A 19,955-nucleotide genomic window follows, 5' to 3' on the forward strand; every position below is an offset into this window, starting at 1 on the left:
TACCCGTCGCCACGTAGGTAATTTTCTTCCAAATATGTGATATCTGCTGAACCAAGATAAATATCTTACAATTCATACGTAATTTCTCTAGCTTTGCTATAATCCTGCCAAACTTTTTTATATGAAGGGCATTCTTCTAGCATATCTTGATGTGTTCCACACGCTTGAATTGTTTCATTTTCGACAATGGCCACTCGATCACAATGCTTAATCATTCCAAGACGATGTGCAATGATAATAACCGTTTTACCTATACAAAGCTCAGCAATGGCCTGATCAATTTCGGCTTGATTTTCTGGGTCGGCTGCGGATGTGGCTTCATCCAATATTAGTATAGGCGCATTTTTTAAAATGGCACGTGCAATCGCAATACGCTGCTTTTCACCACCAGAAAATCTAATGCCAAAGCTCCCTACCTTCGTATCATAACCATCTGGTAATGAAATGATAAAATCATCAATTTGGGCCTTTTTTGCTGCTTCTCTTACTTCATCAAGTGTGGCGCTAGAGCCCATAACAATATTTTCGAAAACGGTCCCACTCGTTAAAAATGTCTTTTGGAATACTATCGTTATATTTTTTAATAATTCCTCATACTCAATAGCCTTCACGTTTTGATGACCGATTAACACTTCCCCTTGTTGAACGTCATTAAAGCGTGAAATCAACTGGACAATTGTACTTTTCCCTGAACCTGAAGCACCGACAATAGCTATTTTTTCATTTTCAGCAATCGTTAGATTCACATTTTTTAAATGTTCTTTCTGCCCATCATAAGAGTAGTTAACATTTTTCAATTCAATAGTATAATTCTTTGGAAATGCTTGCCCTTGTTCAAAAACAGGTGTTTCTAAAAAAGTTACACATTTCTTTACAGCATTTAATACTTGTGCAAAGTTCATGCCTAATTCTTGTAGAGGGCGTAGTTCTGTTAAATACAATGAACCTACAAATGCAAAAAGAATAAAGACACTTCCTGTTAAGCTACCATTTAAGAACCACATGCCACCTATGGGCACCATTAGCAATAAACCGCACTCTATAATAATGATATAGCTCGCATATGGTGGGCCCATTTTCAAAGATATTTCTTTCCATGTCTTAAATTCATCATCTACAGCTTTAGCAAACTTTTGAAAAGATGAACTGCTCATGTTAAATGCCTTAATTAAACGCATGCCTTGAATATATTCGATAATGATTGCATTTAAATTAGCTATAGAACGTGCTGCACGATCCATCATTTGATTCGTACCACGAAACATGATGGCCATAACTGCTACTGCAATGATTAATGGAATAAACGAAATAAGCGCTAACGGTACATTTACCGTACATAAATAGATAAAGACAGCTATTGGACCACTCATATAAAAGATGAGCTCTGGTAAATGATGGGCTAAAAATAATTCTAATTTTTCGATTTCTTCATTTAATAATGTTTTAATTTCCCCTGTATTTCGTTCATTTAAAGAGCCTAATGGTACTTGTGCCATATGCTCTGTTACTTGACAACGCACTTTAAATAACGTTCGATAGGCTCCTTTATGCGAGAGAGTACCAGAAATAGCAAAGAGCCCAAATCGAACAATAATCGATGTAATCAAAAGTAATAAATTTTGAATTAATAAGGCTTCCGTTAAGGTATTGTGATAGACTTGCTCAATAATTTGATAAATAACGAAATAAGGTACAATTGTAGAAAGACCACTAATTAAAGAACATAAAACCGATAAATATAAATATTTTTTATCTTTTCCTGCCCAAGAAAGAAGCATGAAGATCGGATTTTTATTTTGTAGTGCTTTTTCCATTGTTATTCAGCCCCTTCCTACACAATCATCTGTGTAATTTTACATTGTACTTTACTCAGCAGCCGCTAACCTTGCTGTAGAGTGAAAGCATCAATTGTATACTGCTGATTTTCTTTATTCAGTATATAATCGTCTTGCTTCTTTCCATCTTCAAAACGAAGAATACGGTGACAGCAGGTCGCTATAAATTCCAGGTCATGTGTTATAACAAAAACAATTTTATTAGCCTCCGCTAAACTTTTTAAAATACTTGCCACCTTTTGCATACTGTCATAATCTAGTCCACTTGTCGGTTCATCAAATACTAAAATTTCCTTTTCACTTATTAAACTAGCCGCTACTGCAAGCCTTTGTTTTTGTCCACCTGATAATGTATTAGGGTGTCGGTCTGTCAACTCTAATAAATCCATCTCCTCCAATACCTGTTGTACTAAATTTGAATCAGGATTTTTCACCCCAAAGACACATTCCTTTTCGACTGTTTCAGCAAATAACTGATAATTAACATCTTGCATCACCAGATAGGAGAGCTGTGCTTGTTTTTTCGAAGTTAGTTTTTGATTATTAAAATAAATATTTCCAGATGTTATTTTATGTAGACCACATAGCGATCTAGCAAAGGTCGTTTTCCCTGCCCCATTATGTCCTGTGATGGCAATAATTTCGCCGCTTTTTGCTGCAAAGTGTATATTTTCCAGTATATTTCTCTTTTTATGTGAAATCGTAACATCCTTCACAACAAGTTCATGGACTTTATGTTTAGCAGGCTGCTGTCGATGTTGAAACTGTACATTGCTTAAATAAAGCGTGCGTAGCCCCAATTGTTCCAGCTGTTGATTCGAAAGCTGTAAAAATTCCTTTTGTGTATAAGTTGATACAATTTGTCCCTTATTTAACACAATGGCAGTATCAATTAAATCTCTTAAATAATAAAGTCGATGTTCAGATATAATAATCGTCTTACCTTGCCTTTTTAGTAAGGCAATCATCTCCTTTAATTCTTCAATAGCAGCCGCATCTAAATTAGACGAAGGCTCATCTAGCACAAAAACATCTGGTGCAACAGCATAGACACTCGCAAAGGCAATCTTCTGCTTCTCACCACCTGATAAATGAAAAATATTACGACGACGAAGCTTTTCTAAACGAAGTTCCAATGTAATCTCTTGCATTCTTTCTTCCATCATTTCTTTTGGATATGCCATGTTTTCCATTCCAAATACAATCTCACTATCTGTATCAACGTTAAAAAACTGTGATCGTGGATTTTGAAAAACTGTCCCTACCTGTTCACTTAATTCATACATCTTTCTATTTTCTACAGGTAGATTATTTAACATCACTTGCCCTTTAAGTTGGCCGAAATAAAAATAAGGAATTAAACCGTTAATTGCTCTGATAATCGTTGTTTTCCCACAGCCACTTTTACCACATAATAAAATGCACTGTCCTCTTTTCACATGAAAATTTATATTTTCGATACCTTCACTTTTCTCATCTGTATAATGGAATGAATATTGCTCGATTTTCAACATATGAACAGCCCTCCAAATACAAAAAACGTCAATACAAAAACGACAATACTATCGCTTAGTTGAAAATGTACATGTTGAAAGCAAGAGCGCTCTTTCGGGTTTTCAATTCCTCTCGCTATACTTGCAGCAGATAATTCATCAGCAATTTTGGATGCTGCCATCATTAAAGGAACATATATGCATTCAACCGTTTGCATAGGTTTTGTTAGAAAGCCTATGATGGAGGGAGAAATGCCCCTTAATTTCATCGCATCCTTTATATAGCGCCAATCTTCCCCAATCATAGGAAAATAGCGTAACATGACGGCTAATGGAATAATTACTTTTTTTGAAAGTCGTAGTTTTCCTAAGGCCGTCATAAATTCATTGATTTTGGTAGTCCCAACTAGTAACCCTCCCATGACAACACATGGAAAAATTTTTCTAATAAACATAGCAAACGAGACAAACATTAGCTCCCATGTACCAGATAAAAATCTTTCACTTATAAAGTGAATACCTAGAATAAATCCATATCCTAGCATCATTTTTATTGAAAATGACAACATACCCATCAATAGACAAAGACTAAATATGATGACCATTAATAGCAGTTCGTATTGAAAAGAAGGTGACAAAAACACCGCAACATTCACTAACAGTAGCAGGTATATTTTTGTTCTTGGATCAAGCTTGACGGTGGAAACTTGCATATGCACATTGCTCTGCTCATACATATAAATCTTCTCCCTTAATCTTAAAGTTTCACCACTCTAGCTATGCCAGTACCCCAGATTTCTCAAACTGTTTTTTCAATAATTTTTTCCCTAAAAAACCACTAATGAGTGCGCAGAGCATTGTACCAATAATCATTGCTGGTAGCATCCAGTTTTGGGCCGTTGTTAGCATCGTATCCATATAAGCTTGTTCTGTTCCTTGACCTACTAAATACTCCTTATATGCTTGTTGATTGAACCATAGCATTATGTAAGACCCCATAGGATGAAGTGAAAAAACAATATAACTCATCATATTAATCGTATTATTTTTATACTTGCCAATTGATGCAATGAATTCGCCTAGCAAAGCTAGTACTATACATGCTAATGACCATAACCAGTACATCCCTGTTACGAACGTAATAATCGCTATCAATATCCCCAAAATTAGTATTGGACCAAATTTCGGTACTTTCGCTAGCATTAATAAATAAATAGGGCCCGTTAATAGGGCTGCACCCGCTGGCATTAAAAAAGTCAATACAGGGTTGGGTGCGAAAAAGGCTGACCCAATCATCATAAATATAAAGAAAAGCGCTGAGAAAATACCGACTGTTATTAAATCTTTCATCGTAAGCGTTTTTTGTTGCATCGTTTGTGTATACATATTTACATCACAATCCCTTTCTATTGTAATTTTTACTATAATTAGCATCTTTAATTGATAACGATTATCATTATCTATTATAATGAATAACAGTACATAAAAATATGCCCACACTGTGTTTACGTCTAATCAAGGAAAAGGAATGTCTAATTGAGGGAAGGGGAAAGCAAATGACTTTACAACATTTTGAACCTCTATTATTAAAAAATGGATTTTCACAAGATGATCAGAAGAGTAAATATAACGCCATAGGAACTACTTTCACAATTGATCCAGCTTTAGGTAACGGGTATTATTGGATATATCATGCCAAAGATATGTTTTCTATTCTTATTCATGATTTTTATTTTTTTGAGGATCATCGATTAGAATTAACGATGCCTGAGCTACTAACAATCACATACTACGAATCTATTTCAGGCGAGGAGCTTCATCCTTATCAACCATTAAAGTCTGGCTATATAAGAAGCTATTGGAGCAAAGGTGAAAAATATAGTGCTATTATTCATAAAAATATTCCAGTACAATCAATTGGCATTGAGTTTACTGCTACATTTTGTGATCAATTTTTAGCATATAAATATGGTGAAAAATATGTGAATCCACGACAAGCGTTAACAACATTAAAAGCGACATCTACTTTTTCAGAGATGGTTATTCTCCTTCGACAAATAGCTGCTTATCGAGGTTCCGACCTAACTTCTGCCCTTTTTTATGAAGGAAAAGTATATGAAGCATTGGCTCTCATTATGGAACGAGCCCTTTCTGATAAAACATGTCATTGCTCACAAATTTCTAAAGAAGATATTCACCATATTGAGCATGTAGCCGCTCATATCGAAAATTACTATACGCTTCAACTAACATTAGATCATTTAACGAAAATTTCATGTATGGGTGCTACAAAATTAAAAAAGCTATTTAAAGAAGTGTATCATTGTACAATTACTGAATATATCCAAAAGCAACGAGTCCATCAGGCTGAGAAACTACTAGCTCATACAGAGCTTCCTATTAATGAGATTGCTCGGAAAGTAGGCTATCAAAGTGCCGGAAGGTTTTCAGAACTATTTAAACGTTATCTAGACCTCACACCTAAAGAATATAGACAGCAATTATCGAAAGGCTAAACGAATAGGAGGGTATAATTATTATAAAACTGGCTTTACTTTCAATTACAGATGTACACTTTGACATGTACCATTCGAAACTTACAGCTTTTATTTCCAATGAGAAAAAAAATAGACTTCAAAAATTTCACTATAAAGAAGACTACAAGCGAGGGCTATTAGGGGATATATTAGCTAGATATTTAATTTCAACAAATTTTAATATAGCCCCCTGTACTATTGAATTTGCTAATAATTCGTATGGCAAACCTTTTATTAAAAATTTACCAAATGCCTTTTTCAATGTTTCTCATTCAGGAAATTATGTTTTTTGTGGTGTCAGTAATACAGAAATTGGCGTTGACATTGAAAAGCATCATTTATTGGATCTCAATCTTGCCCAGCATATATTCTCCTCTGAGGAATATAAGGATCTCATCACGTTATCGGACAAGGATCAATTAGATTATTTTTTTAAGCTTTGGACATTAAAGGAAGCCTACATCAAATACTTAGGCATTGGCTTATCAACGCCACTTCAATCTTTTTCTTTTAAAATAATGGATGGCACTATTCATTTCCATGGTAACCATTGTGACATTCTTTCTTTTTTATCCACCCATCTCGAAGGACAATATTCGCTTGCTTGCTGCTCTACTGAAGCTATTGAAGCAAATGCTATTGAATTATTATCTTTACAGACTATCATCACCTCTTTCAACAATAAGATGGTTTATGAATCTTGAATGCAATCCGTGGGGGGCTTTCATCTCCCACGGATTAATTGCTTTCACCAATCGGACTTGTACAGGTTCTAACCAACGCAAAAAACCTCCTAACAATAATTTGTTAGGAGGTAAAACGCTATTATCGAAATTGAATATCATTTTTCACATCATTATGATGAATTTTGATGTTAATTAATACTACCTGTTGGGTATAATGTCGTTCCTCCAATGGAGACTTTGATTTCATTAGACATTGGAACATTATATTCATCAATAACCGTTCTCCACCATTCCCAGGCAAGACCTGTACACTCTCTTGCATAAATTCTTATATTTTTTGAATTAGCAGGAAGTGGTATTACTGTAGAGAAATGAGCTGTTTTGTCCTTCCAATTTCCATCCCAAGTTTTATGGGTTAATACTTCATTTCCATTTTCATCATAGGAAAATTCGTCCCAGGCTACTTCAAATTGAGCAACATATGCACCATAATGATCAAGGATGATCTTTCCTTTAGAATATTCTGTAGATGTCGTCTCAATATAATCTGTATTATTATGAACAGCAGCAATTGAATGATCCTTTAAGAAAACACTTGTATACGAAATTGGATATGCTGGATTTTTAAGACTAAATTCTGCATTATCTTTAATTATTCCTCGAATATCATTAAAGTCCTTTGAGACAATTTGATTATGCTTTTGTGAATCTCCTCCTAATACTACAGCCGTAAAGGAGCTTTCTTCAAAAATATCCTTGTACTGTGCACTAGTTTCTACATTCGTATTGACATTCTTCAGTAAGGCTTTAAAAGCAGCTTGTACATCCTTGCTCTTAGAGCTTGTTTCTAATTTCACATAAATTGTTCTACCATAAGCTACATTTGATACCATAACGGGAGGAGCATCATTACTTACCCCTTTACGCGTTAATTCTTCAAAATGGACACTATCATCAAAAAGGTCTGATGGATTGTTAGGTAGTTCAGCACTTACGGTATAAAATATTTGTTTGTATGCTGCAACCATCACTTTTTTCTCGCCGTTCGCAATCGCATTAAAGTCAATCCCTAGTGAATTGTCAAGAACTTGAGCGTTGACATTCAGAGCACTCGCTATTTGAGATTTGCTATAAACCATAGATTCAGAATATTGTAGTCTTGCAGGTAAAGTATGTGTTGTGGAATATTTCTCACTCCAAGTAGATACTAACTCATCTACTGCACCAGACACATTACCATATGTTGGATTATCCACCGTTATAGTATTTTCCCTTTTCATGCCAGGTAAATCAATGCTAATATTTAGGGGTTTTCTTTTAGCTACCAATAAACTAGGTTGATTGTCTACAAAAGCTCGGTTTGCAAGTTGTAATGCTCCTGGATATGTACGATTCACCATAGAATCAATAATTGAAATATCCACCGGTGAAGTTGTAAGTGATTTTTTATTACGTTCAACCACTATAAATTTATTATTTGAGTTAATACCTTCTTTTGGAACAAAGCTATCAACCTTGTCACCATTCACTGCTAATACTTCCTTGTTATTGTAGTTCAAGTTTGCTATACCTGTATCAATGTCAGATATGCTTTTTTCACTAGATGTATTCATATCAAGTGTTTCAGCAAAAGAAATACTAGGATAATTTATGATACATAAACTAAGAGATAAACATAATAAAAACTTGATTACTTTTTGAATTCCCAAATAAATCCACTCCTTTTATAGGAAATTATACCATACAAAATTAATTTTCAAAAATAGTATTTTGGTTTCATTTTCAACTTGCTATCTAGTATGTACTAATGACTATTGTGTAATATTTGCTATGATATCCTAACTATTCCCTCTTAAGTAAGCTATATTGGTTTAAGCAACGAAAAAAGCCTCCTAACATTGTCGTTAGAAGGCAAAACTATGGGAATTCTATTTAGTTCTTATCATTCAATCAATCAAATGTAATTTTATTGACTGCATCACGGTCTAATTTTTTAATAACTTCTACCATTAATTTAACAGCGTTATCATAATCATCACGATGTAGGATACCTGCATGTGAATGGATGTAGCGTGTCGCAATACCGATGGATAGTGCTGGTACGCCATTTGCTGTTACGTGGATGGAGCCAGCGTCTGTCCCACCGCCAGCCATCGCTTCAAATTGATATGGAATATTGTGCTCATCTGCTACATCTAATACGAATTCACGTAAGCCACGATGTGATACCATAGATGCATCATACACAACGATTTGTGGGCCAGCACCCATCTTACTAGTTGATTCTTTAGCTGTAACACCTGGCGTGTCTCCTGCTACACCTACATCTACTGCAAATCCAATATCTGGTTGGATTTTATGTGTTGCTGTTTTAGCACCGCGAAGCCCCACTTCTTCTTGTACATTCCCTACTGAATAAAGAATGTTAGGATGCTTTTCATTTTGTAACGCTTTCATAACATCAATCGCAATAGCACAACCGATACGGTTATCCCAAGCTTTTGCTAATAGATACTTATCATTTTTCATAACATTAAATTCAAAGTATGGTGTTACCATATCGCCAGGACGCACGCCCCACTCAAGTACTTCATCTTTAGAAGCAGCACCAATATCAATAAACATATCTTTAATGTCTACTACTTTATTACGTACATCTGCAGGTAAAATATGAGGTGGTTTTGAACCAATAACCCCAATCACTTCATCACCCTTACGAGTAGTAATCGTTACACGCTGTGCAAGCATTACTTGACTCCACCAGCCACCTACAGTTTGGAATTTAATAAAGCCTTTGTCATCGATTTGCGTTACCATGAAACCTACTTCATCTAAATGTCCTGCTACGACAATTTTAGGACCGTTTTCATCGCCTACTTTTTTAGCAATTACACTACCTAAGTTATCTGTTTCTACAGTGTCTGCATATGGTGCAATGTATTTTTTCATGACCTCACGAGGTGCACGCTCATTACCTGCAATACCATTCGCATCTGTTAAATCTTTAAACATTTGCAATGTTGAATCTAGTTGTGTCATCCTTTTGCCTCCTACTTCTCGTATCTACTTTATTATACTTCGTTTACCGAAATATTCCTAGCTTAATCGTCTGAAAATTAGTGTATTTCTTACTTTAATATCCTGAACGCTGACGCTGGTAATTTTCTTGGTTTTTCTCAATATAAGCGCCAACCACGTCCTCAAATGTAAAACTGAGGTTATACGCGAGTACCCCGTAGCATTGCCAAATGGCTAAGTAGCGCTCCTTGGTAGGTTGCTGAATAAATGTTAAAATAGCACTTTGTGTCTCTAAAAAAATGGCTGTTAAATCTCGATTTTCTTCTACCACAGGCCACTTTTCAATCGATGTATAGCCCTTTAATAAGCCAAGCGATAAGATAAAGTGAATAGAATCCACATATTCTTCTAAAATAACCTCACGTGCTGAAGGCCCCTTTGTGCTCCAAAACTTAAAGCAGCGCGTTTCATTCGCAAGCTCTGCTAACTCTACCATTAAGGCTAAGCCCTTTTCCTGAAACACATCTTGCTGAATATTTTGTGTTTGCTCGATAAAATCATCCAGCTCTTGTTGCATTGTAAACAATTGTTGTAAATTCATTTTTATCTCCTAAATTTCTAAAAAAATATTTTAAATAAAATGAAACTATTTGACCTCTCTAATCGTATAGGAAAGAATAACCTTTCTTCAAGGGGGAAAATTTAAAAATGTTGCCGTTACTAATTCGACTTGCTGTGATAGCGCTTATTATCTATGTATTTTATAAAGCGATTCGTTATATAACCGATCCTAAACGCAAACTTGATGAAGCCTATGAAAAAGGCCAATATTATTTTTACGATGACGTTAAAAATGTGCGAAAGAATTTCTTCATTTCCTATAAGGGTGCTCTTTTTGAAGGTGAAAAATACCTAGGCACGACAGAGGATGCTTTCGAGGTTGTGACTATTTTTGTCGGTGCGCGTGACGCTGCGACGCTGCAAGGCCTCTCCAAAAGCGACTTTGAATATTTACAGCAGGAAATTTTATTGAACTATCCAAACGCAAAAATTAATTGGAAGCAGCCCATTGAACAGCTTATGCGGAACACATCCCCATCATGAGGATGTGTTTTTAATTCATGTCAATTATGACCACAATTGTACGATGATAAAAATTTGAATGGCTGCTAATAGTGGAAAACCAAATGCAAAACGATTGTGGCGTGTTTTATGGCGGAATAAATACATACCTAGCACGCCACCTCCTGCCCCTCCTGCTATGGCAAGCGTAAACAACGTGCGCTCCGCAATACGCCATTCATGTTTTTTAGCACGTGATTTATCCATACCCATTAAAATGAGCAGCACAATCGATACAATGCTCATATACGCTAATAATGCTTGTCCCATTTCTTACTCCTTTATCTAGAAAACGTTATACTACTAATCTAACACAAAAAAGACTGATGGAAAAATCCATCAGTCTTTTTTAACACCTGTCGCTTATGCTTTCGGTGCAGAAAATTCCTATTTTGCACCTGCCGCTGCGCTTTCGGTGCAGAAATAATAGTTGACTACGTCAACTATTATTTAGCTACTGCTTTTTTAGCAGCGTCTGCTAGTTGAGTGAATGCTGCAGCATCTGTTACAGCAAGGTCAGCTAACATTTTACGGTTAACTTCGATACCAGCAACTTTTAAACCGTGCATTAAACGGCTGTAAGAAAGACCGTTCATACGAGCAGCTGCATTGATACGAGTGATCCATAATTTACGGAAATCACGTTTTTTCTGACGACGGTCACGGTATGCATATTGACCTGACTTCATTACCGCTTGGTTAGCAACTTTATATAATGTATGTTTTGAACCATAGTAACCTTTAGCTAATTTTAATACTTTTTTACGACGTTTGCGCGTCACTGTTCCGCCTTTTACGCGTGGCATATGAATTACCTCCTGCTTTTCATTTAAAAATGAATGTTAGTATTTTTGTAGTCAATTATTTCATGTAAACAAGTAAAGATTTGATGCGTTTGAAGTCACCAGATGAAACGATGTTTGCTTTACGTAAGTGACGTTTTTGTTTCGTAGATTTGTTTGCGAATAAGTGGCTTCCATAAGCACGGTCATATTTTAATTTACCTGAACCCGTTTTTTTGAAACGTTTCGCAGCTCCACGGTGAGTTTTCATTTTTGGCATGTCGAATTCCTCCTAAACTGTTCGTCTAATATTATTTCTCGTTCTTTGGTTGAAGAACTAAGAACATGCTTCGGCCTTCCATCTTCGGTTTTTGTTCTACCGTTGATACTTCAGCACAAGCTTCAGCAAAACGATCTAACACACGTTGACCAATGTCTTTATGTGTAATCGCACGACCTTTGAAACGTAAGCTACATTTTACTTTATCGCCTTTTTCAAGGAATTTAATCGCATTACGTAACTTCGTTTGGAAATCATGCTCATCGATTGATGGGCTCAAACGAACCTCTTTCATGACGATGACCTTTTGATTTTTACGAATTTCACGGTCTTTCTTTTGCTGTTCAAACTTAAATTTACCATAGTCCATGATACGAGCGACTGGCGGCTTGGCTTGAGGGGCCACAAGGACAAGATCCAAGTTTACACGAGTGGCGATTTCTAGCGCTTCATTACGTGTCTTTACACCAAGCTGGTCACCATTGTGATCGATTAATCGAAGTTCACGTGCGCGAATGCCTTCGTTTACATACATGTCTTTGCTAATAGTAATCCACCTCCAAGTAGTTGTCGCGAATACATGGTTTGGGCAAAGTCTTGCCCGGTTGAACGGTACATCCTCTTGTCATGTCCATAAAAAAAGGACGGACATTTTTGAAGATGTCCGCCCGCTATATGTGCATGCGCAAGTCTACGCAAAACAATTCAACGTGTCATACCTGTTCACAGCCTTTAAAGCGTTGTATCAGGTGAGAAGCGGGCAGCCTCTACTTCAACCACAAACTTTGTATTCATTAACCTTAACTATATTAGCATGTATATGATAAGCTGTCAAATGTTTATTTTCTTATCACTACTAGCTTAGCCTAAATGCAAATGTTCTATACAAAAACAAGATTCATTTTACACAGAAACCCTCACTTTGGCAAGCGTACTTTATTATGAAAGCTTATTTTGTAATTTCGGCTTTTATAGTTGCTAGGAAATCCTCAAAGCTAATTGTTTCTGAATCTTTTGAGCCATAGCGTCGAACATTTACGCCATTCGCCTCTACTTCCTTGTCACCAATTACTAGCATATACGGAATCTTTTTCATTTGTGCTTCACGGATTTTATAGCCTAATTTCTCTTCACGATCATCCATTTCCACACGCAAGCCAGCTGCTGTTAATTGCTCTTCAATTTGTTTTGCATAGTCGAAGTGTGCTTCATTCGATACTGGAATAACTTCTACTTGTACTGGTGCTAACCAAGTTGGGAATGCCCCTTTGTATTCTTCAATTAAGAAGGCAACGAAACGTTCCATTGTTGATACAACTCCACGGTGAATAACAACTGGACGGTGTGGTTTTCCATCTTCCCCAACATACGTTAAGTCAAATCGCTCTGGTAATAAGAAGTCTAATTGAACTGTAGATAAAGTTTCTTCTTTACCAATCGCTGTTTTTACTTGAACGTCAAGTTTAGGACCATAAAATGCCGCTTCACCTTCTGCTTCGAAGTAATCTAAGCCAAGCTCATCCATTGCTTCTTTTAACATGCTTTGTGCTCTTTCCCACATTGCATCATCATCGAAGTATTTTTCAGTATCTGCTGGGTCGCGATAAGATAAACGGAATGAGTAATCATTTAAATCGAAATCTTTATAAACCTCTAAAATTAACTGTACTACTTTTTGGAACTCCGCTTTAATTTGATCTGGACGAACAAAAATATGTGCATCGTTTAAAGTCATTCCTCGTACACGTTGTAAACCTGAAACCGCTCCTGACATTTCATAACGGTGCATTGTACCAAGCTCTGCAATACGTAATGGTAGGTTACGATAAGAATGCATGCTGTTTTTGTATACCATCATATGGTGAGGACAGTTCATCGGACGCATAATTAATGTCTCGTTATCCATCTCCATTGGTGGGAAAATAGAATCTTGGTAATGATCCCAGTGACCCGAAGTTTGATAAAGCTCTTTCGAACCTAGTACAGGTGTATAAACATGTTTATAACCTAGTGATAATTCTTTATCGACAATATAACGTTCAATAACACGACGGATTGTTGCACCATTTGGTAACCAAAGTGGTAAACCTTGACCTACTTTTTGAGAAGTTGTAAACAGTTCTAACTCTTTTCCGATTTTACGGTGATCACGTTCTTTTGCTTCTTCTAGCATTTGTAGGTGATGTTTTAATTCTTCTTTTTTGAAGAACGCTGTACCATAAATACGTTGTAGCATTTTGTTATCAGAGTTCCCTCTCCAATATGCACCTGCTAATGATAACAGCTTGAATTCACGTAGTTTCCCAGTTGATGGTACGTGAATACCACGGCAAAGATCGAAAAACTCGCCTTGATAATAAATAGATACTTGCTCATCTGCTGGAATGGCCTCAAGTAATTCTAATTTGTATTCATCGCCAATCTCCTCATAGATTGCTTGTGCTTCGGCACGGCTTACATTTTTACGTTCTACCTCTAGGTTTTCAGCAATAATTTTTTTCATTTCTTTTTCAATTGTTGGCAAATCTTCAGCAGTAATTGGTGTTGGTGAGTCAATATCATAGTAGAAACCACCTTCAATGACTGGGCCAATACCAAGCTTCACATCTGGGAATAGACGTTTAATAGCTTGTGCTGTTAAATGGGCAGTAGAGTGACGTAAAATTTCAAGTGCTTCCACATCATCTTGTGTAATAATCGCAATTGTTGCATCCTCTTCAATTGGTGCTTTTAAATCTACTAACACACCATTGATTTTACCGGCATAAGCTTTTTTACGTAAGCCAGGGCTAATAGATAATGCTACATCATCAGTTGATGTACCTTTTGCAAATTCCTTTACAGCGCCATCTGGGAAAGTTAATTTAATCATTTCTGACATATTCTTTGCACTCCTTCATTTTGTTGAATACATAATGCTTGATGATTAGCTTGAGTCATTGTTTGTGTGACTTCGGCTTGAATTGAGCGGGGTCCTACTCGGTTAGAGTGGAGACATTACTTTCATGAGCTACTTCTTTCCTTTTATGAGCGGAGCCACCATTTCACACAACGATTTCAATGAAATCTGAGACAAATAAAAAAGCCCCGTCCCTACGAAAGGGACGAAGCGTATGCTCGTGGTTCCACCCTTCTTCCTTCCGACTTATCCAAAGTCAGACGAAGCTCAAGGCTAGCTAACGGGCTAGGGACCGGCGAAAGATTATCCCTTTCGCTGCTCAGTAGGTAGTAAATGATGTGCTCACACTAGGAAGTTTTCAGCCAATGACTTCCCTCTCTATAAGCCGATACACAAAATTCATGTCCTCATCAATGCATATTGATATTAAGTATATGAGTCAGTATACGCTCGATTGTCGAAAAATGCAACTATCAATGTCATGTTACATTCTACGATTATTACCTCGCATTTCAATGGGCTCAGTCAAGGCTTTTATTCGTTCCATAATACGTCCTGCCTTTACAACCTCGATATCACCTTTTTGTGACTGTGCTAAATGATGCTCTAATTCATCGTAATTAAAATTAGATGTAATAAACGTTGGCAATTGCTCTGCCATACGATAATGGAAAATAGTTCCTAATATTTCATCTCGTGTCCAAGCCGTCATCGTTTCTGCGCCTAAATCGTCTAGCATTAAAACAGGAGCTTTTTTTATATAATCAATTTTCTCGTTCAAGGTATTGTCGCCAATGGCGTTTTTCATTTCTCGTAAAAACTCTGGAACAAAAACCACAACAGAGCGAATTTTAGTGGACGCTAATTCATTAGCTAGTGCTCCAAGTACAAAAGATTTCCCTACACCAAATTTACCGTATAAGTAAAAACCTTTTGAAGGTAATTGACCTGTTTCTTTTGTCATTTTTACAAATTGAGCTGCCTTTTGTGCAATTGTCACACGTGATTCATCATCAATACTTAAATCTTGAATAGTTGCTTGAAGCACGTCTTTTGGCATGTGCATACTGGCAATCATATTCGCAACATCTCGACGTTCTTCTTCTCTGATTTTTTGCTCACAGCGTACATAGTCCATTTCAATAGAATTCCGTACTACCCTTAATGTAGGAAGGAAGCCTTTTAAATAGTTTGTACAATGTTCCGTATTGTCACAGCCACAGCACTCAGTAGATTGACTAATAAACTCATGAAGCTTAGGTAAATTTCGCTCTATATTGTCATAGTTTAATTCATCTGCATGCTGAGCTAAGAATTCCTGCACACGTGGATGTTCTAAAATTTCACGTCGCATTGCTTCATAGCGTTCTTGAAACGAGGGTACATTAATTGCTCGTTTTAATGGTCCATTTATAGGTTCGATAGTTGTTCACCTTCTTTACTATTCACTTTTTCCTAGCATCTCTAATATTTTCTGTCGCTCTTTTTCAAAATCTATTGTGCTAGAAGTAGATTCCTCTTGTTTTTCATTCCGTTTATAGAACCATTCAGGCACTTTTTCTTCACGTTGCTGTCCTGAACGTCTTTTGTTTTGCTGATTCGTTTTACTTGTAGTCTGTGGCTTATTTTTCCAAGCCGTATATTTATCATGCTCTTGACGTGCAAGCTCCATAGCTTCCTTGGCTGTTTGAACATTTTTACGTACCCAGTGATCCGCAATCGTTTCCACATATTTTTTTGGCAGCTTCATATCTGTCGTTAGCATAACGTATTCTAACAAAGCATTGACCACTCCAATAGGCATACCATGCTGAACGATTAAATTTTCCGCTAGCTGGACAGAAGTTTGCAAAGGCTCTTTTCCATTATTAATATCACGTAACACTTGTACAGGTGCTGTCGTTTCTAAATAGTGTTGGAGCTCTTGATCCTTCGTTTTTTGCCCTGCTTCTGCTGCTGGTAATGGTTCAGTTACCCGTGCTAATTTTGGCGGCTCCTTTGACACGGTTAATTTATAAAAATCGGCAGCGGCCTTACGTAAACGTTCCTGGGAAATTCCTAAATCATCATCCAAAGCAAGAATCACAACTTTTTGCATATCAAGGGCCGTTAAATGATATAAAAACGCCAGTTTTGCTATCGCTTCACGTACTTCTAATGTCAGCAAATTGGAAGGTACCAATTGCTCTGACAAACCTGCTTGTAATAGCTCAAAATCAAATTGCTCCAAATAAAAAGGATATACTTTCGGTTGTTTATCCTTATGACTCGTATCTACTTGTATATCTGCTGGAATATTAGCGTGAACAGGCTTAAAGACATCAATAAAGGCACGGGACACATCCTTAAGCTCCGTATCCTTTATTGGTGACATAAAGCGCTGACGTAAATTTCGATAGGCCTGTTCGCCAATTTTGCTAAACAAAAACATCGACAGCAACGGGTCTTTCATAAAGCTATCTGCATCTAGTGGGCGCTGTAGCTCATATAAAAAACTACGCTCACCAGCATTTTCCTTTTTCCATGTACGCAGCAAACCAATTGCCTCTAGTGCAATACGAGCTTCAAACACTTTACCAATGGGCAATCCAAGCACATTCATTAAATAATAATGTGTCATTTGTTGTTTTGGCATTTGCTCTGCTTCCGCCCATAATGTTAAATAAAGGCTGATTGGCTCTGAACCCGTTAATGGTTGATAAAATAATGTAACTAATTGACGCTCCTGTGTAGAAAATGCATGAGGTAGACGAATGTCGAAAGGATCGCCAGGCTGCAATTCCTTATATAAATGAATCAACGTCATTCATCCTCTCTGTTTGCTATAATTTCTTCTCCGTCTGACGTTGAATAATGTCCTTTATTTCCTCAATAAAGACATTGATATCTTTAAACTGACGGTAAACCGATGCAAAACGCACATAAGCGACCTCATCGATTTTGGCTAGGCGGTCCATTACCATTTCACCAACATCTTCTGAACGTACTTCTGAATTTCCAATACGGCGAAGATCCTTTTCAATTGACAGGACAAGCTCCTCCAGTACATCAAGCGCCACTGGACGTTTTTCACAAGCACGAATAAGCCCACGAAGTACCTTCTCACGGCTAAACTCCTCTCGTGAACCTTCCTTTTTCACTACAACTAATGGTGTTTCTTCAATCTTTTCAAACGTTGTAAAACGGAAGCCACATGACTCACATTCACGACGTCTACGAATTTCTTTGTTATCATCTACTGGCCTCGAATCCACAACACGCGTTCCGTTAAATTGGCAAGATGGACATCTCATATAATTACTCTCCTGATTTACAACATTTTAATATTTCTATTATAACAAATTTCCTACATGTAAGAAAAGTGCATTCATGTTTGTGTGCTCATGATAAACCTAAAGAACCTAAAGCACAAGGAAAGTTTCTCCAAAAAAAGAGCACATTGAAACCATGTCGATTTCAATGTGCTCTCTATAAAAAATTATTACGCGTTTACTGTCTCTAAAGCATTCGCCACTTTTTTCACAAGGTCTACAACACGTGCAGAGTAGCCCCACTCGTTGTCATACCAAGCAAGTACTTTCACTTTGCGATTGCCTAAAACCATTGTAGAAAGTCCATCAACTGTTGAAGAGTAAGTAGTTGTATTGTAATCAGCAGATACTAATGGTTCTACTGAGAAGTTGAGAATGCCCTTCATTGGCCCCTCTGTTGCAGCTTTTACGAATGCTGCATTGACAGAGTCAACTGTGACATCCGTATTTAAATCTACTACAAGGTCTACTAAAGATACGTTTGGTGTAGGAACGCGAAGTGCCATACCATGAATTTTACCTTCTAATTCAGGTAAAACTAATTTCAATGCTTTTGCAGCACCTGTAGATGTTGGAATAATAGATTGTGCGCAGCCGCGTGCACGACGTAAATCTTTATGTGGATTGTCTAAGTTCTTTTGGTCGTTTGTATATGCATGAACCGTTGTCATTAAGCCATTTTCAATGCCAAATGTGTCATTCAATACTTTTGCAACTGGCGCTAAGCAGTTTGTTGTACAAGAAGCATTTGAAATAACATCATGTTTCGCAATATCGAGTTTGTCATCATTTACACCTAAAACAATTGTGACATCTTCGTTTTTACCAGGTGCTGTTAGGATTACTTTTTTTGCCCCAGCCTCTAAGTGCATAGCTGCTTTATCACGCTCATTAAATTTACCAGTAGCTTCAATAACAATATCTACACCCATTTCAGCCCAAGGTAATTTTAATGGATCACGTTCACTAATAATTTGAACACGTTTACCATTTACAACTAAAGCATCGCCTGCTGGTTCTACCGTACCCTCAAATGTTCCGTGATTTGTGTCATACTTAATCAAATGTGCTAACGTTTCTGCTGGATAGCTTGCATTAATTGCAACGATGTTTAAACCTTGTTGTACGATAGCCTGGCGGAAAACCATACGTCCGATACGCCCGAAACCATTAATAGCAATTGATACTGTCATTTATAATATCCTCCCGTGAGTACAAACTCAAATTAATTAATTATATACTTTATGGTGATTAGTATAACACAATTTTAAAAAAGATGAACATTATATATTGAGAATATAAAAGTTCTTATTTTCTGAAAAATTATTCTTTATTATGGCATTTTCCCATAAAAAAATGCGCAGCAAGATTGGCTTGCTACGCACCTGATTGACCAATTAAATAACACCCCAATAGCGCAGGATTTTTATTAATTGTTCCTCTGTGTTTTCTATATTCTCATTATTATAAATGACCGCATGTGCACCTTTTTCTTTGACAGACATCGGTAGCTGCGAGTGCATACGCGCCAATGCATCCTCTTTCGATAAATGATTGCGTTCCATTAAGCGACGGAGCTGAACTTCTTCACTGACTGATACCACAATGATACGCTCTACAAAATGCTGCAGCTTACTTTCAAATAACAATGGAATGTCCATTACCACATGCTCATGTCCTGCCTCTAAATAGGCATCGCGCTGACGTAGCATTTCTTTGCGAATAGCTGGATGCATAATATCATTTAATATTTTGCGCTTAGCAGGCTCATGGAAAATGATATCCCCAAGCATTGTTCGATTTAAATGGCCATCCTCAAGCAAAATGGCTTGTCCAAAGCTTTCAGCAATGAATGCTAAAGTCTCTGTTCCTGGTTCTACAACATCTCGTGCTACAACATCTGCATCGACAATCGGTAACCCCAGTTCGATCATCATTTTTGCTACTGTACTTTTTCCGCTTGCAATACTCCCTGTAAGTCCGATAATCATC

20 protein-coding genes are annotated in these 19,955 nt (G+C 36.8%); 3 read left to right on the plus strand and 17 right to left on the minus strand.

Annotated elements, in window-relative coordinates:
• Nucleotides 1-65: 65 nt before the first annotated feature.
• The 4 genes from MHI22_RS09890 to MHI22_RS09905 form a co-directional block, all read right to left on the minus strand.
• Complete coding sequence (locus MHI22_RS09890; protein WP_340811857.1) at nt 66-1,814, minus strand: ABC transporter ATP-binding protein; 1,749 nt, start codon at nt 1,812-1,814, stop codon at nt 66-68.
• 65 nt (nt 1,815-1,879) lie between these two features.
• On the minus strand, nt 1,880-3,349 hold the full coding sequence (locus MHI22_RS09895; protein WP_330493078.1) for an ABC transporter ATP-binding protein: 1,470 nt from the start codon (nt 3,347-3,349) through the stop codon (nt 1,880-1,882).
• Nucleotides 3,343-4,065: an energy-coupling factor transporter transmembrane component T gene (locus MHI22_RS09900; protein WP_051891635.1), complete on the minus strand. Its 723-nt coding sequence runs from the start codon at nt 4,063-4,065 to the stop codon at nt 3,343-3,345. The genes MHI22_RS09895 and MHI22_RS09900 overlap by 7 nt, the downstream gene beginning before the upstream one ends.
• 40 nt (nt 4,066-4,105) lie before the next feature.
• Nucleotides 4,106-4,699, minus strand: a complete 594-nt coding sequence (locus tag MHI22_RS09905) for an MptD family putative ECF transporter S component (RefSeq protein ID WP_036121640.1) — start codon at nt 4,697-4,699, stop codon at nt 4,106-4,108.
• 185 nt (nt 4,700-4,884) lie between these two features.
• Here MHI22_RS09905 and MHI22_RS09910 point away from each other — a divergent pair, with 185 nt between their 5' ends.
• Nucleotides 4,885-5,844: a helix-turn-helix transcriptional regulator gene (locus tag MHI22_RS09910; RefSeq protein ID WP_036121620.1), complete on the plus strand. Its 960-nt coding sequence runs from the start codon at nt 4,885-4,887 to the stop codon at nt 5,842-5,844.
• A gap of 65 nt (nt 5,845-5,909) precedes the next feature.
• On the plus strand, nt 5,910-6,569 hold the full coding sequence (locus MHI22_RS09915; RefSeq protein WP_051891636.1) for a 4'-phosphopantetheinyl transferase family protein: 660 nt from the start codon (nt 5,910-5,912) through the stop codon (nt 6,567-6,569).
• A 170-nt stretch (nt 6,570-6,739) separates the two neighbouring features.
• Here MHI22_RS09915 and MHI22_RS09920 read toward each other — a convergent pair whose 3' ends face one another.
• From MHI22_RS09920 to MHI22_RS09930, 3 genes are all read right to left on the minus strand, one after another.
• On the minus strand, nt 6,740-8,260 hold the full coding sequence (locus MHI22_RS09920; protein ID WP_423791690.1) for a thiol-activated cytolysin family protein: 1,521 nt from the start codon (nt 8,258-8,260) through the stop codon (nt 6,740-6,742).
• A 241-nt stretch (nt 8,261-8,501) separates the two neighbouring features.
• Entirely contained in the window at nt 8,502-9,590 is a 1,089-nt protein-coding gene (locus tag MHI22_RS09925; protein WP_036121625.1) for a M42 family metallopeptidase, read from the minus strand.
• 94 nt (nt 9,591-9,684) lie between these two features.
• On the minus strand, nt 9,685-10,170 hold the full coding sequence (locus MHI22_RS09930; protein ID WP_036121628.1) for a dUTP diphosphatase: 486 nt from the start codon (nt 10,168-10,170) through the stop codon (nt 9,685-9,687).
• Between the two features lie 107 nt (nt 10,171-10,277).
• On the opposite strand from MHI22_RS09930, the gene MHI22_RS09935 reads away from it, so the two are divergent.
• Nucleotides 10,278-10,673, plus strand: a complete 396-nt coding sequence (locus MHI22_RS09935; protein ID WP_036121631.1) for a hypothetical protein — start codon at nt 10,278-10,280, stop codon at nt 10,671-10,673.
• Between the two features lie 24 nt (nt 10,674-10,697).
• Here MHI22_RS09935 and MHI22_RS09940 read toward each other — a convergent pair whose 3' ends face one another.
• From MHI22_RS09940 to coaE, 10 genes are all read right to left on the minus strand, one after another.
• A complete protein-coding gene (locus tag MHI22_RS09940; RefSeq protein WP_058843380.1) occupies nt 10,698-10,961 on the minus strand; it encodes a DUF1294 domain-containing protein in 264 nt (87 codons plus the stop codon).
• Nucleotides 10,962-11,137: 176 nt separating this feature from the next.
• Entirely contained in the window at nt 11,138-11,497 is a 360-nt protein-coding gene (rplT, locus tag MHI22_RS09945) for a 50S ribosomal protein L20 (RefSeq protein ID WP_004226314.1), read from the minus strand.
• 55 nt (nt 11,498-11,552) lie between these two features.
• Nucleotides 11,553-11,753: a 50S ribosomal protein L35 gene (gene rpmI / locus MHI22_RS09950; RefSeq protein ID WP_004226312.1), complete on the minus strand. Its 201-nt coding sequence runs from the start codon at nt 11,751-11,753 to the stop codon at nt 11,553-11,555.
• A gap of 31 nt (nt 11,754-11,784) precedes the next feature.
• Nucleotides 11,785-12,288 carry a translation initiation factor IF-3 gene (gene infC, locus MHI22_RS09955; RefSeq protein ID WP_025114499.1) on the minus strand — a complete coding sequence of 168 codons (504 nt, stop codon included), beginning with the start codon at nt 12,286-12,288 and terminating at the stop codon, nt 11,785-11,787.
• Between the two features lie 414 nt (nt 12,289-12,702).
• Nucleotides 12,703-14,634, minus strand: coding sequence for a threonine--tRNA ligase (gene thrS, locus MHI22_RS09960; RefSeq protein ID WP_036118963.1), 1,932 nt, complete (start codon nt 14,632-14,634; stop codon nt 12,703-12,705).
• Between the two features lie 502 nt (nt 14,635-15,136).
• Nucleotides 15,137-16,066 carry a primosomal protein DnaI gene (gene dnaI, locus MHI22_RS09965; RefSeq protein ID WP_255358782.1) on the minus strand — a complete coding sequence of 310 codons (930 nt, stop codon included), beginning with the start codon at nt 16,064-16,066 and terminating at the stop codon, nt 15,137-15,139.
• A gap of 27 nt (nt 16,067-16,093) precedes the next feature.
• A complete protein-coding gene (locus tag MHI22_RS09970) occupies nt 16,094-17,458 on the minus strand; it encodes a replication initiation and membrane attachment family protein (protein WP_036118960.1) in 1,365 nt (454 codons plus the stop codon).
• Nucleotides 17,459-17,474: 16 nt separating this feature from the next.
• Nucleotides 17,475-17,945, minus strand: a complete 471-nt coding sequence (gene nrdR, locus MHI22_RS09975) for a transcriptional regulator NrdR (RefSeq protein WP_036118958.1) — start codon at nt 17,943-17,945, stop codon at nt 17,475-17,477.
• Nucleotides 17,946-18,133: 188 nt separating this feature from the next.
• Nucleotides 18,134-19,156, minus strand: a complete 1,023-nt coding sequence (locus tag MHI22_RS09980) for a glyceraldehyde-3-phosphate dehydrogenase (protein WP_036118955.1) — start codon at nt 19,154-19,156, stop codon at nt 18,134-18,136.
• A 204-nt stretch (nt 19,157-19,360) separates the two neighbouring features.
• Nucleotides 19,361-19,954, minus strand: coding sequence for a dephospho-CoA kinase (gene coaE / locus MHI22_RS09985; protein ID WP_141904696.1), 594 nt, complete (start codon nt 19,952-19,954; stop codon nt 19,361-19,363).
• Nucleotide 19,955: the final 1 nt, after the last annotated feature.

Source organism: Lysinibacillus sp. FSL L8-0312 (assembly GCF_038003285.1).
Taxonomy (GTDB): domain Bacteria; phylum Bacillota; class Bacilli; order Bacillales_A; family Planococcaceae; genus Lysinibacillus; species Lysinibacillus fusiformis_D.

Bases quoted from the DNA above. Each gene is read 5' to 3' on its own strand.
- MHI22_RS09930 (WP_036121628.1), bottom strand. From the start codon at position 10,170: ATGAATTTACAACAATTGTTTACAATGCAACAAGAGCTGGATGATTTT.
- MHI22_RS09910 (WP_036121620.1), top strand. From the start codon at position 4,885: ATGACTTTACAACATTTTGAACCTCTATTATTAAAAAATGGATTTTCA.
- MHI22_RS09940 (WP_058843380.1), bottom strand. From the start codon at position 10,961: ATGGGACAAGCATTATTAGCGTATATGAGCATTGTATCGATTGTGCTG.
- MHI22_RS09970 (WP_036118960.1), bottom strand. From the start codon at position 17,458: ATGACGTTGATTCATTTATATAAGGAATTGCAGCCTGGCGATCCTTTC.
- MHI22_RS09980 (WP_036118955.1), bottom strand. From the start codon at position 19,156: ATGACAGTATCAATTGCTATTAATGGTTTCGGGCGTATCGGACGTATG.
- MHI22_RS09900 (WP_051891635.1), bottom strand. From the start codon at position 4,065: ATGTATGAGCAGAGCAATGTGCATATGCAAGTTTCCACCGTCAAGCTT.
- coaE (WP_141904696.1), bottom strand. From the start codon at position 19,954: ATGATTATCGGACTTACAGGGAGTATTGCAAGCGGAAAAAGTACAGTA.
- MHI22_RS09890 (WP_340811857.1), bottom strand. From the start codon at position 1,814: ATGGAAAAAGCACTACAAAATAAAAATCCGATCTTCATGCTTCTTTCT.
- thrS (WP_036118963.1), bottom strand. From the start codon at position 14,634: ATGTCAGAAATGATTAAATTAACTTTCCCAGATGGCGCTGTAAAGGAA.
- rpmI (WP_004226312.1), bottom strand. From the start codon at position 11,753: ATGCCAAAAATGAAAACTCACCGTGGAGCTGCGAAACGTTTCAAAAAA.
- infC (WP_025114499.1), bottom strand. From the start codon at position 12,288: ATGTATGTAAACGAAGGCATTCGCGCACGTGAACTTCGATTAATCGAT.
- rplT (WP_004226314.1), bottom strand. From the start codon at position 11,497: ATGCCACGCGTAAAAGGCGGAACAGTGACGCGCAAACGTCGTAAAAAA.
- MHI22_RS09905 (WP_036121640.1), bottom strand. From the start codon at position 4,699: ATGCAACAAAAAACGCTTACGATGAAAGATTTAATAACAGTCGGTATT.
- MHI22_RS09895 (WP_330493078.1), bottom strand. From the start codon at position 3,349: ATGTTGAAAATCGAGCAATATTCATTCCATTATACAGATGAGAAAAGT.
- MHI22_RS09935 (WP_036121631.1), top strand. From the start codon at position 10,278: ATGTTGCCGTTACTAATTCGACTTGCTGTGATAGCGCTTATTATCTAT.
- MHI22_RS09925 (WP_036121625.1), bottom strand. From the start codon at position 9,590: ATGACACAACTAGATTCAACATTGCAAATGTTTAAAGATTTAACAGAT.
- MHI22_RS09915 (WP_051891636.1), top strand. From the start codon at position 5,910: ATGTACCATTCGAAACTTACAGCTTTTATTTCCAATGAGAAAAAAAAT.
- nrdR (WP_036118958.1), bottom strand. From the start codon at position 17,945: ATGAGATGTCCATCTTGCCAATTTAACGGAACGCGTGTTGTGGATTCG.